Source organism: Pollutimonas sp. M17 (assembly GCF_025836975.1).
Lineage (GTDB): Bacteria > Pseudomonadota > Gammaproteobacteria > Burkholderiales > Burkholderiaceae_B.
Genome location: NZ_CP107548.1, coordinates 1,091,566 through 1,105,767, shown reverse-complemented (window position 1 = coordinate 1,105,767; position 14,202 = coordinate 1,091,566). Strand labels below are relative to the sequence as shown.

General features: G+C 64.9%; 14 protein-coding genes. All 14 read right to left on the bottom strand.

What is annotated here, in order from left to right:
- Positions 1-17: 17 nt before the first annotated feature.
- Positions 18-995, bottom strand: a complete 978-nt coding sequence (locus tag OEG81_RS05315) for a 2-hydroxyacid dehydrogenase (RefSeq protein ID WP_264131670.1) — start codon at positions 993-995, stop codon at positions 18-20.
- Positions 996-1,037: 42 nt separating this feature from the next.
- Positions 1,038-1,982, bottom strand: coding sequence for a sugar kinase (locus tag OEG81_RS05310; protein WP_264131669.1), 945 nt, complete (start codon positions 1,980-1,982; stop codon positions 1,038-1,040).
- Positions 1,979-2,752 carry a sugar phosphate isomerase/epimerase family protein gene (locus OEG81_RS05305; RefSeq protein ID WP_264131668.1) on the bottom strand — a complete coding sequence of 258 codons (774 nt, stop codon included), beginning with the start codon at positions 2,750-2,752 and terminating at the stop codon, positions 1,979-1,981. The genes OEG81_RS05310 and OEG81_RS05305 overlap by 4 nt, the downstream gene beginning before the upstream one ends.
- Before the next feature lie 93 nt (positions 2,753-2,845).
- Complete coding sequence (locus OEG81_RS05300) at positions 2,846-3,634, bottom strand: amino acid ABC transporter ATP-binding protein (protein ID WP_317135368.1); 789 nt, start codon at positions 3,632-3,634, stop codon at positions 2,846-2,848.
- A gap of 17 nt (positions 3,635-3,651) precedes the next feature.
- Positions 3,652-4,449 carry a transporter substrate-binding domain-containing protein gene (locus OEG81_RS05295; RefSeq protein WP_264132483.1) on the bottom strand — a complete coding sequence of 266 codons (798 nt, stop codon included), beginning with the start codon at positions 4,447-4,449 and terminating at the stop codon, positions 3,652-3,654.
- Positions 4,450-4,524: 75 nt separating this feature from the next.
- Positions 4,525-5,178 carry an amino acid ABC transporter permease gene (locus OEG81_RS05290; protein WP_264131667.1) on the bottom strand — a complete coding sequence of 218 codons (654 nt, stop codon included), beginning with the start codon at positions 5,176-5,178 and terminating at the stop codon, positions 4,525-4,527.
- Positions 5,178-5,849 (bottom strand): amino acid ABC transporter permease, encoded by a 672-nt coding sequence (locus OEG81_RS05285; RefSeq protein WP_264131666.1) that lies wholly within the window; start codon positions 5,847-5,849, stop codon positions 5,178-5,180. Before OEG81_RS05285 ends, OEG81_RS05290 begins: the two co-directional genes overlap by 1 nt.
- 252 nt (positions 5,850-6,101) lie before the next feature.
- Positions 6,102-7,124, bottom strand: a complete 1,023-nt coding sequence (locus OEG81_RS05280; protein ID WP_264131665.1) for a LacI family DNA-binding transcriptional regulator — start codon at positions 7,122-7,124, stop codon at positions 6,102-6,104.
- A gap of 64 nt (positions 7,125-7,188) precedes the next feature.
- A complete protein-coding gene (locus OEG81_RS05275) occupies positions 7,189-8,367 on the bottom strand; it encodes a Gfo/Idh/MocA family protein (protein WP_412034113.1) in 1,179 nt (392 codons plus the stop codon).
- On the bottom strand, positions 8,364-9,422 hold the full coding sequence (locus OEG81_RS05270; protein WP_264131664.1) for a sugar phosphate isomerase/epimerase family protein: 1,059 nt from the start codon (positions 9,420-9,422) through the stop codon (positions 8,364-8,366). The genes OEG81_RS05275 and OEG81_RS05270 overlap by 4 nt, the downstream gene beginning before the upstream one ends.
- An 81-nt stretch (positions 9,423-9,503) precedes the next feature.
- Positions 9,504-10,427 carry a substrate-binding domain-containing protein gene (locus OEG81_RS05265; RefSeq protein WP_412034130.1) on the bottom strand — a complete coding sequence of 308 codons (924 nt, stop codon included), beginning with the start codon at positions 10,425-10,427 and terminating at the stop codon, positions 9,504-9,506.
- An 87-nt stretch (positions 10,428-10,514) separates the two neighbouring features.
- Positions 10,515-11,549, bottom strand: coding sequence for an ABC transporter permease (locus tag OEG81_RS05260; RefSeq protein ID WP_264131662.1), 1,035 nt, complete (start codon positions 11,547-11,549; stop codon positions 10,515-10,517).
- Complete coding sequence (locus OEG81_RS05255; protein WP_264131661.1) at positions 11,521-13,017, bottom strand: sugar ABC transporter ATP-binding protein; 1,497 nt, start codon at positions 13,015-13,017, stop codon at positions 11,521-11,523. Before OEG81_RS05255 ends, OEG81_RS05260 begins: the two co-directional genes overlap by 29 nt.
- Entirely contained in the window at positions 13,017-14,054 is a 1,038-nt protein-coding gene (locus OEG81_RS05250; protein WP_264131660.1) for a LacI family DNA-binding transcriptional regulator, read from the bottom strand. The genes OEG81_RS05255 and OEG81_RS05250 overlap by 1 nt, the downstream gene beginning before the upstream one ends.
- Between the last annotated feature and the right edge of the window lie 148 nt (positions 14,055-14,202).

The window sequence follows — 14,202 nt, the reverse complement described above, 5'->3', positions numbered from 1 at the left end:
GCCGGCCGAGGCGCGGCTTACGCGGCGCCCGCCGTATCGTAGGCCGCCAGCGGCTTCTCGCCTCGCAAGGCCAGCAGCAGGTTGTCGACGGCCATGACCGCCATCGCCTGCCGGGTTTCATGCGTTGCCGAGCCGATATGCGGCAAGGGCAGGACCTTGGGATGATCCCGCAGCGGAGAATCCTGCGGCAGGGGTTCGATGTCGAACACATCCAGGCCCGCGGCGCGCAGGCGGCCCTGGTCCAGGGCATCCAGCAGCGCCGTCTCCTGCACGATGGGGCCGCGCGCGCCGTTGATCAGTATGGCACCCGGCTTCATCGAGGCGAACTCCTTTTCGCCTATCATGCCCTCGGTCTGCGCGGTCAGGGGCAAGACCACGACGATGAAGTCGGACTGCCGCAGCACCTCGTCCAGCGTCGCGGAACGCGCCTTGCCTTCGGGCAATCCGCTGGCGACGGGTCTGCGCGTGTGGTAGAGCACCGGCATATTGAAGCCCAGCGCCGCGCGCTGCGCCAGGGCCTGGCCGATCCGGCCATAGCCCAGGATGCCCAGCGTCTTGCCATGCACGTCCCAGCCGTACATGTCCTGGCCTATGCTGCGCTTCCAGCGGCCTTGCTGCACATAACGGCCCAGTTCCAGAATGCGGCGGCTGGTGGCCAGCATCATGGCGAAAAGCAGGTCGGCCACCGTCTCGGTCAGCACGCCCGGCGTATGGCACAGGACGATGCCGCGCCGATGCAAGGCGTCCAGCTGGTATTTATCAACTCCGACGGAAATGCTGGAGACGACTTCCAGCCGCGGCGCGCGCGCCAGCAAAGCCTCATCGACGGGGTAGCTGGAGCCGATCAGACCCTGCGCATTCGGCAGGGCATCCAGGAAGGCCTGCTCCTGCCCCGCGATGCGCGGGTCGGCGACCACCACGTCGTGTTCCCGCCGTACCCGCTCCAGTTGCTCATCCGGCAAGGCTCTGTAAACCAATACCTGCTTTCGATTCATCGTGGACTCCCAGTAAACGGAAATACCGCCGCGGACAGAGGTTCAGCGGCCGGCCTGCTCCAGTTCCTCGCGTGTCGGCAGGCCCTCGGTATCGCCCAGCACCTGCACCGCGCGCGCGCCTATCCAGCTGCCCCGCTCGACCGCCCGCCGCAGCGGCAGGCCGGCCAGCAAGGCGCTGATGACGCCCACCGCGAAGCCGTCGCCGGCGCCCACGGTGTCGATCACTTTCTCGACCGGGCAGCCCGGCACATAAGCCTGTTCGTCGCCCTTGTCGAAGTACGCGCCGTCGGCGCCCAGCTTGACGACGACCAGGCTGGCGCCGTGCTGGAGATAGTGGCGCGCGATGTCCTCGGGCGATTGCAGGCCCGTCAGCAAGCGGCCTTCCTCGAGCCCCGGAAACACCCAGTCGGCGCCGTAGGCAAGCGCATTGATCCCCTCGCGCATGGCGTCGGCCGACGGCCACAAGGTGGGCCGCAGGTTGGGGTCGAACGACACGGTCTTGCCCGCCGCGCGCATCAGGCTCATGGTCTTGCGCGAGACCTGATAGCAGTTGTCGGATATGGCGGCGAACACGCCGGTGCTGTGCAGATGCCGCGCGCCCACCAGCCAGGGCTCGTCGATGTCGGCCACCTGCATCTGGCTGGCGGCGGAGCCCTTGCGATGGTATTCCACCGGAGGATCGCTGCCATCGGTGACGCGCCCCTTGAACTGCATGGCCGTGCGCTGCGTCGGATCGCAGAACACGTGCGAACAATCGATGCCTTCGCGCCGCATCTCGGCCAGCAGATAGCGCCCGGGGGAATCGGCGCCCAGGCGGCTGGCCCAGCCCACATTCAGTCCCAGGCGCGCCAGGCCGATGGCCACATTGGTTTCGGCGCCGGCCGTACGCTTGTAGAAAGCCTGCGCCTCTTCGAGCGGCCCCGGCCGATCCGCCACCAGCATCATCATGGCCTCGCCGAAGGTAACCACATCCAATGCATTGCTCACAAGCTGTCCTCCAGACTTCTCAATTTTTGTACGGCCTTGCGCGTAACGGCCAAGAGATCGTCGCCGATCAGCGGGTATTCGATGGCGCGGGGCAGGCCGCGCGGCATGGCGCGGAAAACGGCGCGCCAGGGCGCGGCCGAATCCTCCAGGGGCACGGCGACCCAGCGCGCCGGGGTGCGCTGCACGCCTTTGCAATGCACGTACCGGACACGGGGCGAAAGCGCCTGCGCGGCCTGCAGCGGGCATTCGCCCACCCAGTGCCAGTTGCCCATGTCGAACGTCATGTCCAGGGAAAGCCCGGCGGCGTCCAGGCCGCCGAAGAAGCGCTGCAAGGCCGGCAGGGTTCCCGCGCTTTCGGTCTGGTCGTTCTCGATAAGAAGGCGCAGGCCCTGGGGGCGCAAGCGTGCATCCACGTCTGCCAGGCCGGCCGCGGAGGCGGCATTGAATCCGCCTATGGACATTTTCAAGACAGGCGCGCCCAGCACGCGGGCGCGCGCGATGCCCAGCTCGAGCGCCGTGGCGGAAAACCGTCCATCGGCGTCCCACAGCATGTCGGGACTGGAATAGAAGCAGGCCAGGCCGGTCTCGCGCACGATGGCCGCGAGTTCCGGCAACTCATTGTCGGGGTCGCGCAGCAGTTCGCCGCGCACTTCCACGCCGTCGGCGCCGGCCGCATGGCAAAGCCGCGCAAACCAGGCTTGCCCATGGCGCCCCACTTCGGATGCGCCAAAGGATGATAAAGACACGATAATCTGCTGCGTCGAATTCATGGTTCCGCTTCGGCCGCCCGTGCGCGGCCCGCCCCGGGAGGGGAAGATAAAAGACATGCCCGCGATGGCAAAGGCCGTCGCTGGAGCGGCGCACTAGTGATTCAGGATCTGGCCCAGGAAGTTGCGGGTTTTCTCTTCCCGCGGATTGCTGAAGAACAGCTCCGGCGTGGCCTGCTCCACAATCTTTCCGTCGGCCATGAAGATCACGCGGTTGGCCACGCTGCGGGCGAAGCCCATTTCGTGGGTCACGCACAGCATGGTCATGCCGTCGTCGGCCAGCCCTATCATGGTGTCCAGCACTTCCTTGACCATTTCCGGGTCCAGCGCCGAGGTGGGCTCGTCGAACAGCATGACCTTGGGCGTCATGCACAACGCCCGCGCAATCGCCACGCGCTGCTGCTGCCCGCCCGATAACTGGCTGGGGTACTTGAGCGCCTGATCGCCGATGCGCACCCGCGTCAGGTATTTCATGGCCAGCGCCTCGGCCTCGGCCTTGCCGATGCCGCGCGAGCGCATGGGCGCCAGCATGCAGTTCTGCAGCACCGTCATGTGCGGGAACAAGTTGAATTGCTGGAACACCATGCCCACTTCCTGGCGCACGGCGTCGATGTTGCCCGCCTTGGCGGTCAGGTCGATGCCGTCCACTACGATGCGGCCTTTCTGGGCCTTTTCCAGGCCGTTGATGCAGCGGATCAGCGTGGACTTGCCCGAGCCCGACGGGCCGCAGATGACGATGCGTTCGCCCGCGGCCACGGTCAGGTCGATGTCGGTGAGGACGTGGAAGGCGTCATACCATTTATTCAGCGCTTCGATCTGGATAATCGTCCCGCCCTGGGCGGGACGCTCCGGATCGACAGCCGGCGTGCTTGGTCTGTCGGTCATGGTCAATCGCTATGCAATCAGGATTTCTTCAGCTCGGGCAAGGGGGTGCCCAGCCATTTCTGGAACAGCTTGCTGAACTCGCCGTTCTGGATGTTCTTGTCGACCAGCTCGTTGATGGTCTTGAGCGTGTTGGCTTCGCCCGGACGCATGGCCACCGCCATTTCCTGCTGCAGCAGGACGAACTTGTTTTCGAAACGGTCCGGCGAACGCTTGGCGATCTGCGCGGCCACCGTGGTCGAGCAGCCGATGGCATCCACCTGGCCCGACAGCAGGGCCTGCATGGCCGAGGCATCGTCATCGAAGCGGCGGATGTTCGCGTCCTTGGGCGCGACCTTGGTCACGGCGATATCCTGGGTGCTGGCGCGAGCCACGCCGATACGCTTGCCGGCCAGGTCTTCCGCCGTGGCGATCTTGGCGTCCTTGCCGCCGAACACCACGATCTGGGCCGCCGAATAAGGATGGGAGAACTGGACCTGCTTGGCGCGCTCGGGCGTGATCGCCAGGGAAGCCACCAGCATGTCGACCTTGTTGGTCAGCAGATAGGGAATGCGGTTGGGGCCGGTCACGGGAACGATGTTCACCTTCACGCCCAGGTCCTTGGCCAATTGCTTGGCCACGTCGGCATCGTAGCCGTCGGGCTTGTTTTCGGTGTTCAGGATGCCGTAGGGCGGGAAATCGACGAGCATGCCGATAGTGAGCTCGCCCTTTTCCTTGATCTGGTCGATGGTTTCCGCGGCGGCGGATTGTGCGCCAAGCGCCAGCGCGGCGCAACCAGCCAGCAGGGTGGCGCCCATGAGCGTGCGCATTTTCTTCATAACAAACATATCATGTCTCCAAAGTCGGATAAAAACAGTGATAAAAAAAGGGAATGAAGGATTCCCGAACCCTAATCAACGCGACAGCGACATGGCCAGCCGGCGTTCCATGTAGGCGGCCAGCAGCGACAGGGGCCAGCACAGCAGGAAGTAGACGACGGCAACCACCGAGAACACCACCATGGGCTGGAAAGTGGCGTTGTTGATGATCTGCCCGGCACGGGTCAGTTCGGTAAAGCCGATGATGGCCGCCAGCGACGTGCCCTTCACGATCTGCACCAGGTAGCCCACCGTGGGCGGCACCGCGATCTTCAGCGCCTGGGGCAGCACCACGTCGCGCATCTTGTGCCGGTACGACAGTCCCAGCGCCTCGGCCGCCTCCCATTGGCCGCGCGGAATCGCCTCGATGCAACCGCGCCAGATCTCGCCCAGGAAGGCCCCGCTATTGAGCGTCAGCGCCACCGCCGCCGCCGCCCACGGATTGACCTCCAGCCCGATCACCGGCGCCCCGAAGAACACCAGGAACAGCTGCAGCAGCAGCGGCGTGCCGCGAAACAATTGGATGAAGCCCATGGACAAGGTCCGTGCCAGGCCGCTTTCGGACGTGCGCGAAAGCGCCACGATCAGCCCCACGATGCCGCCGCCCACGAACGCCATCAGCGAAAGCAGCACCGTCCACTGCGCCGCCTCGAGAATGAACCAGAAATCGCTATAGCCAAACGTACGCATTATCGGCGGTCCGGATAGTTAAGGCCCCACTGGAACACCAGCCGGAACAGGTAGGAGAAGGCCAGCGTCAGCAGCAGGTAGATCACCGTGATCACGATGTAGATCTCGAAGCTTCGGAAGGTCTCGGACTGAAGGTTCGCCGCCACCGAGGTCAGATCGTCGGCCGAGATCACCGAGACCACGCTGGAGGCCAGCATCAGCAAAATGAACTGGCTGGTCAGCGCTGGATAGATGGCTTTGAGCGCGGGCTTGAGGATCACGTAGCGGAAGATCTCGAGGCGCGACAGGTTCAGCGCCAGCCCGGCCTCGATCTGCCCCTTCGGGATGGATTCGATGCCGGCGCGCACGATCTCGGTCGCGTAGGCGCCCAGGTTGAACACCATGGCCACCAGCGCGGCCGTGTACGGCGACCAGCGCACTCCCACCGCCGGCAGGGCAAAGAAAAAGAAGAACAGCTGCACCAGGAAGGGCGTGTTGCGGATGATCTCGATGTAGGCGTTGATCAGCCAGCGCAAGGGCGCGGGGCCGGCCGTCTTGCCCCAGGCGCACACAATGGCCACCAGCAGCCCGAACAACATGGCCAGGAAGGACAGCTGGATCGTCATCCACGTGCCATGCAGCAGCAGGGGCCAGGCCTCGAACACCGGACCGAATTGAAAGGAATAATTCACGTTGTGCTTCAACCTTGGGCATTACCGGCGATAAAAGCATACCGCGCGATCAAGAAAATACCTACTTAAACCGGGGCATCTCTGCCGCCATTCAGCCGCTTTCCGGATATGCATCCGGAATGTGAAAACCAAAAACTACCGCCTGAAACCGGTTTCAAAGTTTAACCAATGAAGGCAGGAATTATATCAGGACTTACCCGGGGGAAATTTTACCGCCGGATCGCACCCCGGCCTCCCCGCCTTTCAAGGCCGCTAACTGGGCTGCGTGGACCCCCGGCTCATCAGCGTGCCGGGCAGGAGTATCTTGCGCGCCGCGATCGTCGACCCGGCCAGCCGCTGCATGAGGCACTGCGCCGCCAGCCGTCCCAGTTCGCCGGTGGGTTGCGATACCGTGGTGATTCCGGGACCGACATACGGCGCCCAGGGTGTATCGTCGATGCCCACCAGACCCACGTCCCTGCCCAATCGCCAGCCCAGCCTGGCAACGGCCTCGACCACGCGCAGCGTCACGACCGCGTTGCTGGTGATGACCGCCGGCCGGGCTTGCGCCCCCTTGCGCAGCGATTGCAATGCCTGGTCCAGCAGCTCCGGCGCCTCCGCCCTGCTTTCCACGCTGTGCCCGGACACCGTGGAACCCTGTTCCGCGACAAAGGCCTTGAATGCCCGGGCGCGCTCGATACGCGAACTGACCGTGCCCAGAGGTTCGGTCACCAGCAACAGGTCGCGATAGCCGGCATCCAGCAGATGTCCGCCGCTGAGGCTGATGGCCTGCCGGTTGTCCAGGGAAACGAAATCGACGTCCAGGCCGTCATGCAGGCGGTCGACCAGCACGACGGGCTTGCCTTGCCGGGCGGTTTCAAGGACGGCGCCGGCATCGCGGCCCATGGTGTTCAGGATGAAGCCCTCGACCTTGTACGAAGTAAGCGCGCGTATCCCGGCGCTCTCCCTTTCGCTTTCATTGCCCAGATTGAACAGCATGACCAGGTAGCCCGCTTCGCGGCAGGCCTGCTCCGCCCCGCGCAGCACCGCCACCGAATAGGGGTTGGTGATATCGGCCACCACCAGGCCGATCAGGCGCGAACGGCCGCGCTTCAAGGCTTGCGCCATGGGGCTGGGCACATAGCCCAGCTGCTTGACGGCCGCCTCGACCTTGCCGGCGATCTCGGGCGAAAGCAGGGTGTCGCGGTGATTGAGAAAACGCGAGACGGTGGCCTTGGACACGCCGGCCTGGCGCGCCACATCGGCGATCGTGCTGCGCCCCTGGGTTTTGCTCATGGTTTCCTGTCGTAAGAACGGCGGCTGGCCAGCCGCGGCGGGCCAGCTATTGTAGCCAAGCCGTTCAGTCCGGGTCGCGCGCCTCGTCCAGCCTGACCCAGGCGCTGCCGCGGCGATGGCTCTGGAGCACGGAGGCGATGAAACGATGGCCAGCCACGCCGTCGGCGATGCCGGGCAAGGCGGCGGAATCCGGCAGATCGGCCCGCCCGGACTCGAGCGCCAGGATGCGGTCGGCCGCGTCCCGATACAGCTGCGCGAACGCCTCGATATAGCCTTCGGGGTGACCGGGGGGAATGCGCGTGGCCTGGTCGGCCGCGATACTGGACGCGCGGCCGCGGGTAATCCGCTGCGCGCTCCCGCCTTGAGGGGTCAGCCACAGGACGTTGGGGTCTTCCTGCTCGAAACGCAATTGGGCGCGGCTGCCGTACAAGCGCAAAGTCAGCGCATTCTCGCAGCCGGTCGCGACCTGGCTGGCCCACAGGCTGCCGCGCGCTCCGTTGGCATAGCGCATCATGACCTGCACATGGTCGTCCAGCCGGCGCCCCGGCGCGAAGGTATGCAGTTCGGCGGCGATTTCATCCGGCTCGCAGCCGCTGACATAGCTGGCCAGCTGGTAGGCGTGGATGCCAACGTCGCCCAGCGTGCCCGCGGGGCCGGCGATGGCCGGATCGCCCCTCCAGCCTCCTTCGGTCATGGCCGAGGCCTCGGCCCACCAGTCCTGCGCATATTCCACCTGCAGCAGGCGCAACTCGCCGATGGCGCCTTGCTCCACCAGCCAGCGCGCATGGCGCACCATGGGGTAGCCGGTATAGGTGTGAGTCAACACGAAAAGCGCGGAATGATCGCGGGCCAGATCCCGCAGCTCCAGCGCCTCGGCCAGCGACACCGTCAGCGGCTTGTCGCAGATGATGTGTATGCCCTCGGCCAGGAACGCCCGCGCGATGGGTGCATGCAGATGATTGGGCGTCACGATGGATACGGCGTCGATGCCCTTCCGCCCTTCGCGCCGCAAGCGGCCCTCGGCCTGCGCCATTTCCCGCCAGTCGGCGTAGCTGCGCGCCGGATCGATGCCGACATCGGCCGCGCTGGCCGCCGCCCGCTCCGGATCGCTGGACAGGGCGCCCGCCACCAGCTCGTAGCGATCGTCCAGCCGCGCCGCCATGCGGTGCACCGCGCCGATGAAGGCGCCGCGGCCGCCGCCCACCATGCCCAGCCTCAATCGCCTATGCACGCCTGCGCTCATTGAACGATACCCAATAACTGTCGAAGCTGATCCCTGGATGCGCCGCTCTTCGCGAAATCGTCGAAAGCATGCTCGGCCACGCGGATGATATGGCTGGCGATGAAGGGCGCGCCTTCGGCGGCGCCCTGCTCGGGATGCTTCAGGCAGCATTCCCATTCCAGCACGGCCCAGCCGGGATAATCGTATTGCGCCATCTTGGAAAAGATGGCCTTGAAATCGACCTGGCCGTCGCCCAGCGAGCGGAAGCGCCCTGCCCGATCCGCCCAGTCCGCATACGCGCCGTAAACGCCCTGCCTGCCATTGGGGCGGAATTCGGCGTCCTTCACATGGAAGCATTTTATGCGCTCATGATAGATGTCGATGAACGCCAGGTAGTCCAGCTGCTGCAGCACGAAATGACTGGGGTCGTAAAGGATGCCGGCGCGCGGATGGCCGCCCACCGCGTCCAGGAAGCGCTCGAAGCTCAGGCCGTCGTGCAGGTCCTCTCCGGGATGCAGCTCGTAGCCGACATCGACGCCGGCCTCGTCGAAGGCATCCAGTATCGGCCTCCAGCGCCGCGCCAGTTCGGCGAACGCTTCCTCGACCAGTCCGACCGGACGCTGCGGCCAGGGATACAGATAGGGCCAGGCCAGCGCGCCGGAAAACGTCGCATGCGCCGTCAGCTCCATGCGTTTCGATGCCTTGGCGGCAAGCAGCAATTGCTCTCTCGCCCATTGTGTGCGGGCGGCCGGATTGCCGCGCACGGCGGGCGCCGCGAAGCCGTCGAACAAGGTGTCGTAGGCGGGATGCACCGCCAGCAACTGCCCTTGCAAGTGCGTGGACAGCTCGGTGGCCTCCAGCCCGTGGCCGGCCAGCATGCCGCGCACGTCGTCGCAATAGGCCTGGCTTTCGGCCGCCTGTTGCAGGTCGAACAAGCCTGGATCGCTGGTGGGGATCTGCACGCCTTTATACCCCAGGCTTGCAGCCCAGCGGGCCAGCCCTTCCAGGCTGTCGAAGGGCGGCTGCCCGCCGGCGAATTGCGCCAGGAAAATACCCGGTCCTTTTATGGTTTTCATGGTCATGCTCGATTGGCGTTGAATGCCGGCGCGCCCGGGCCTGCGCCGGGAAGCGGCAGCGGCCCGGGGCATATCGCCCGCTTAGAACGGAGAGTCGGGAAAATAGAAGTCCTTGGCGTTTTCCTTGGTGATCAGGACCGATGGAATGATCGTGGTCTCGGGCAGTTTCTCACCCTTCAGGCGTGCTTCGGCGGTCAGCTTGATGGCGTCGTAGATGAACTTGGGCGAGTAGGAAACATCGGCCTGTATCAGCGGATTGCTGCCGTCGATGATGGTCTTGACCATGCCCTTGGCGCCCGCGCCGCCGAAGACTTCCTTGATATCAGTGCGCTTGGCCTGCTCGATGGCCTTGAGCACGCCGAAAGCCATGTCGTCGTCGGCGGCCCACACCGCGTCGATGTGCTTGAAGCGGGTCAGGTAGTCCTGCATGACCTTGAAGGCGTCATCGCGGTTCCAGTTGCCGTAGCGGGCATCCAGCAGCTTGATGTCCGGGTGCTTCTTGATGACGGCGTTGAAGGCATCCATGCGCTCGTTGTCCAGCGTCGTGGCAATGCCGCGCAAGGCCACGATGTCGCCTTTGCCGTTCAGCTTCTTCACCAGGTACTCGGCGGCCAGCCGGCCGAATGCGGTATTGTCCCCGGACACATAGGCGTCCTGCGCGCTGGTGTCGGTCAGGCCGCGATCGACCACGGTGACGTAGACGCCTTTTTTCTTCAGCTGGGCCACCGGCTGGGTCAGCGAGGCCGACTCGAAGGGCATGATGACCAGCGCATTGATGCGGTTGACGGTAAGCAGGTCCTGCAACTGATTGGCCTGCTCGGGCGCGCCGCTGGATGTCTTGACCGTGACCTTAAGGTTTGGGTGCGCCTTTTCCAGTTCGGCCTTGGCCTGATTGGACCACCACACGACGCCTGCCGTGAAGCTGTGCGTGGCGGCGGGTATGGACACGCCCAGGTTGACCTTCTCTTGCGCCATGGCGCCCGACGACAGGCCCATGGCGGCCATGGCGGCAACGCCGATGGCCAGTTTGCGTAGCGAACGATTCATTTTCTTGTCTCCGGGTTGAATGCAAAAAACACGACGAAACGGCGATCAGGAGCGCCGGCGCTGCAGGAAAGCCACGATGATGATGACGAAACCCTGCACCGCCGCGTTCAGGTAAACGCTGATGATGCTGGTCAGGTTGAGGATGTTGCCGATGACGGACAGCAGGATGGCCCCGACCACGGTGCCGGTCATGGTTCCCGCGCCGCCCTTCAAAGCCGTCCCGCCCACGATCACGGCGGCGATGGCCTCCAGCTCCCACAACAAGCCGGTGGTGGGGCTGGCCGAGCCCAGGCGAGGCACATACAGGACGGTCGCGATGCCCACGCACATGCCCAGCAGCACGTAGGTCAGCGTCTTGGTCTTGTCGACATTGACGGCGGCATAGCGCGCCACCTGCTCGTTCGAGCCTATGGCCTGCACGTAGCGCCCGAACGCCGTCCGATTCAGCACCAGCCCGCCCAGCAGCGCAATGGCGATGAACACCCACACAGGCACGGGTATGCCCAGCAGGCTGCCGTAGTACACCGGGCTGTAGGCGTCGGACACGTCCATGTTCAGCGTGATGGCCCCACCGTCGGACAGGTAGGTCAGGTAGGCGCGGAAGATGCCCAGTGTGCCCAGCGTCACGATGAAGGGCTCGATCCGGCCGCGCGTAATGAGCAGGCCATGGGCCAGTCCCAGCAGCGCGCCCAGCGCCAAAGCGAAAAGCATGCCCAGCACAATGACCAGCATGGGAGCCAGCGCGAAAGCGGTCAGCGCGTTCATGACCAATATCATGCTTCCGGCGATCAGCGCCGCCATCGAGCCCACCGACAAGTCGATGCCGCCCGAGATGATGACGAAGCACATGCCGACCGAGATGATGCCGATGAAGGCCGTCCGGGTCAGTACATTCATGATGTTGTCGATGTCGGCGAAGCTGCTGTTGAGCAGTGTGCCGGCGATGCACAACAGCACCAGGCCCGCCACGGGCCCAAGTCCGTGCAATCGCCCACGCCATGAAGGCGCGGCATGCCGCCCGGCGCGTCCGCCGGCATGCGCGGCGGGGGCTTCAGGCAGGCTGCTCTGTTCCGGTTGCATGGGCAATCAGCTCCTTCTCATTCAATTGTTCAGACTGCAGCACGGCTTGCAGATGTCCGGCCCGCATCACCGCCACGCGATGGCACAAGCCGATCAGTTCCATGAGCTCCGACGAAATGACGATGACCGCCAGTCCTTGCCGGGCCAGGCCCTGGATCAGGAAATAGATGTCGCGCTTGGCGCCGACGTCCACGCCGCGCGTGGGCTCGTCCAGGATCACGACGGAGGGATCGGGATGCAGCACCTTGGCCAAGGCCAGCTTTTGCTGGTTGCCACCCGACAGCGCCGACGCCAGGTTGTCGGCATTGCCGGTGCGTATGCCGAAATCGCGCACGGCGGCATCCAGCGCCCGCCGCTCCAGGTCGGTGTCCAGCAACGGCTTTGCATAGCGCTCCAGCGCCATCAGGGTCACGTTCTGCCGCATGCCGAAGGCAAGCAGTATGCCCCGGCCCTTGCGGTCTTCACTGAGATAGGTCAGGCCGTGCCGGGCCGCCTGCCTGGGGTTGCGCAGCTTGCGCTCCACGCCCTGCAGATAGATATGGCCCGCGCTGCGTTCCCGCAAGCCCAGTATGCCTTCGAACAATTCCGTCCGGCCCGCGCCCACCAGGCCGGCAAAGCCCAGGATCTCGCCCGGGCGCACGTCGAAGCTGACGTCCTCGGCCCAGCCGGGCACAGACAGGCCCTCGACCCGCAAGGCGGGTGCGGCGTCGCGGTCGGCCATGACCTTGGGCGGGAACAGATCCGCCAGCTCGCGTCCCACCATCAGATTGGCCATTTCCCGGCGCGACACGCTGGGGGTCGGCGCCTGCGTCACGTAGCGCCCATCGCGCATGACGACGATGTGATCGGTGATGCGCTCGATCTCGTCCAGCTTGTGCGAGATATAGATGATGGTGACCCCGTCATTCCTGAACTGCTCGATGAGCGCGAACAGGCGCTCGGTCTCGCCGGGCGTCAAGGTGGCGGTCGGCTCGTCCATGACCAGCAGCCGTGCATTCTTGGCCAGGGCCTTGGCGATCTCCACCAGCTGCTTCTCGGCGACGATCAGGCTGCCGACCCGCGTGTCCGGATCCGCCGGCAAGCCCACCTGCGCAAGCAAGGCGGCCGCCTGGCCATGCATGGCCTTGTTGTCCAGGAAAGGTCCGCGTTTTTTCTCGTGGCCCAGGAAGATGTTCTGGGCGATGGTCAAGTCGTCGGCCAGGTTGATCTCCTGATGGATCAGTACGATGCCCCGCTGCTCGGCCTGCCTTGAGGACTCGAACTGAACCTCGCGCCCATCGATCAGCAAGGCTCCTTCCGTGGGCTGCTCGTAGCCGCACAGTATCTTCATGAGGGTGGACTTGCCGGCGCCGTTTTCGCCCAGCAAGCCGTAGACTCGACCCCTAGGCAAGGCCAGGTCGACATCGTGCAGGACCCGGACGGGGCCGAAGTCCTTGCTGATGGAGCGGAATTCCACGGACAGGCTCATCAGGCGCTCTCCCTTTGCACCACCCGGTGCGGCAGCAACACGCCGCTGATGCGGGAGCGCGGATCGTCCAGCTGCTTGAGCAGCAGATAGGCGGCCTGTTCGCCCAGGGTTCGCATGGGCTGGGCGACGGTGCTGAGCGCGGGGCAGGTTTGCTGCGCCAGCGAAATATCGTCGAAACCCATGACGGCCATGTCCCGCGGCACGGCCAGGCCCGCCTCGTGCAAACCCCGAATGACGCCGATGGCCAGCGTGTCGGAAACCGCGAAGACGGCGGTGGGCCGTTGTTCCAGGGCCAGCAAGGCCTGAGCGGCACGCTTGCCGGCCGCGAAATCCAGCCCCTCCACGCCCACGCAGTAGTCTTCCCGGAAGGCGATGTCTGCTTGCGCCAGGGCATCGGCATACCCCAGGCTGCGTTCGCGCGCATACATGAATCGGGTATCGGAATTGACGAAGGCAATGCGGCGGTGCCCTTTGCCTATCAGGCAGGCCACCGCGTCGCGGGCCGCCGCCCGATTGTCGATGCCCACATAGGGCACGGCCACCTGGCTGTCGAACTCGCAGCAGGCCACCCATGGAAAGCGCAAGGCCTGGCCGCTGAGCGCCTGCTGCACGGTATCCGGATCCAGGCAAATGGCGCCGTCGGCCCGGCGCGACTCCAGCAGGTCGAAATAGCGCCGCTCGCGGTTGGCGTCGCCGCCCGTTTCACAAAGCAGGACGGAATAGCCCTTGTCCTGCACGACACCGTCGATGCCTTGCACGATCTGCGCATAGAAGGGGTTGCCGATGTCGGGCACCATGACCAGCAGCAGCCGGCTTTCATCGGTGCGCAGGCTGCGCGCCATCTGGTTGACGCGATAGCCCATGGCATGAATGGCTTCCGCCACCCGCAGGCGAGTGGCATCCTTGACAGTCTGCTTGCCGTTCAGGACGCGCGACACCGTGGCAACCGAGACGCCGGCCCGCTCGGCGACCTGCGCGATCGACACGCTGCGTTCGGCGCCCGAAGCACCGGAGGAATCGGCGAAAGACCTGGCCATGAAAGCGAGCATCGGAAAATGTAATCGATTACATTATTTCACCGGCATGCCCCCGCTTCAATTGAGGGCTTACCCTAAAGGGGAGCCGGCTTTACAAGAAACAGAACATGTAGCTTAATTACATACATATGCAATATCCGCTGCGGAT

What these genes read in the sequence shown, in the direction of transcription:
- OEG81_RS05250 (WP_264131660.1), bottom strand. Translation starts at nt 14,054, where the DNA reads ATGGCCAGGTCTTTCGCCGATTCCTCCGGTGCTTCGGGCGCCGAACGC.
- OEG81_RS05260 (WP_264131662.1), bottom strand. Translation starts at nt 11,549, where the DNA reads ATGCAACCGGAACAGAGCAGCCTGCCTGAAGCCCCCGCCGCGCATGCC.
- OEG81_RS05315 (WP_264131670.1), bottom strand. Translation starts at nt 995, where the DNA reads ATGAATCGAAAGCAGGTATTGGTTTACAGAGCCTTGCCGGATGAGCAA.
- OEG81_RS05290 (WP_264131667.1), bottom strand. Translation starts at nt 5,178, where the DNA reads ATGCGTACGTTTGGCTATAGCGATTTCTGGTTCATTCTCGAGGCGGCG.
- OEG81_RS05305 (WP_264131668.1), bottom strand. Translation starts at nt 2,752, where the DNA reads ATGAATTCGACGCAGCAGATTATCGTGTCTTTATCATCCTTTGGCGCA.
- OEG81_RS05300 (WP_317135368.1), bottom strand. Translation starts at nt 3,634, where the DNA reads ATGACCGACAGACCAAGCACGCCGGCTGTCGATCCGGAGCGTCCCGCC.
- OEG81_RS05280 (WP_264131665.1), bottom strand. Translation starts at nt 7,124, where the DNA reads ATGAGCAAAACCCAGGGGCGCAGCACGATCGCCGATGTGGCGCGCCAG.
- OEG81_RS05265 (WP_412034130.1), bottom strand. Translation starts at nt 10,427, where the DNA reads ATGGCCGCCATGGGCCTGTCGTCGGGCGCCATGGCGCAAGAGAAGGTC.
- OEG81_RS05295 (WP_264132483.1), bottom strand. Translation starts at nt 4,449, where the DNA reads ATGAAGAAAATGCGCACGCTCATGGGCGCCACCCTGCTGGCTGGTTGC.
- OEG81_RS05270 (WP_264131664.1), bottom strand. Translation starts at nt 9,422, where the DNA reads ATGAAAACCATAAAAGGACCGGGTATTTTCCTGGCGCAATTCGCCGGC.
- OEG81_RS05275 (WP_412034113.1), bottom strand. Translation starts at nt 8,367, where the DNA reads ATGAGCGCAGGCGTGCATAGGCGATTGAGGCTGGGCATGGTGGGCGGC.
- OEG81_RS05255 (WP_264131661.1), bottom strand. Translation starts at nt 13,017, where the DNA reads ATGAGCCTGTCCGTGGAATTCCGCTCCATCAGCAAGGACTTCGGCCCC.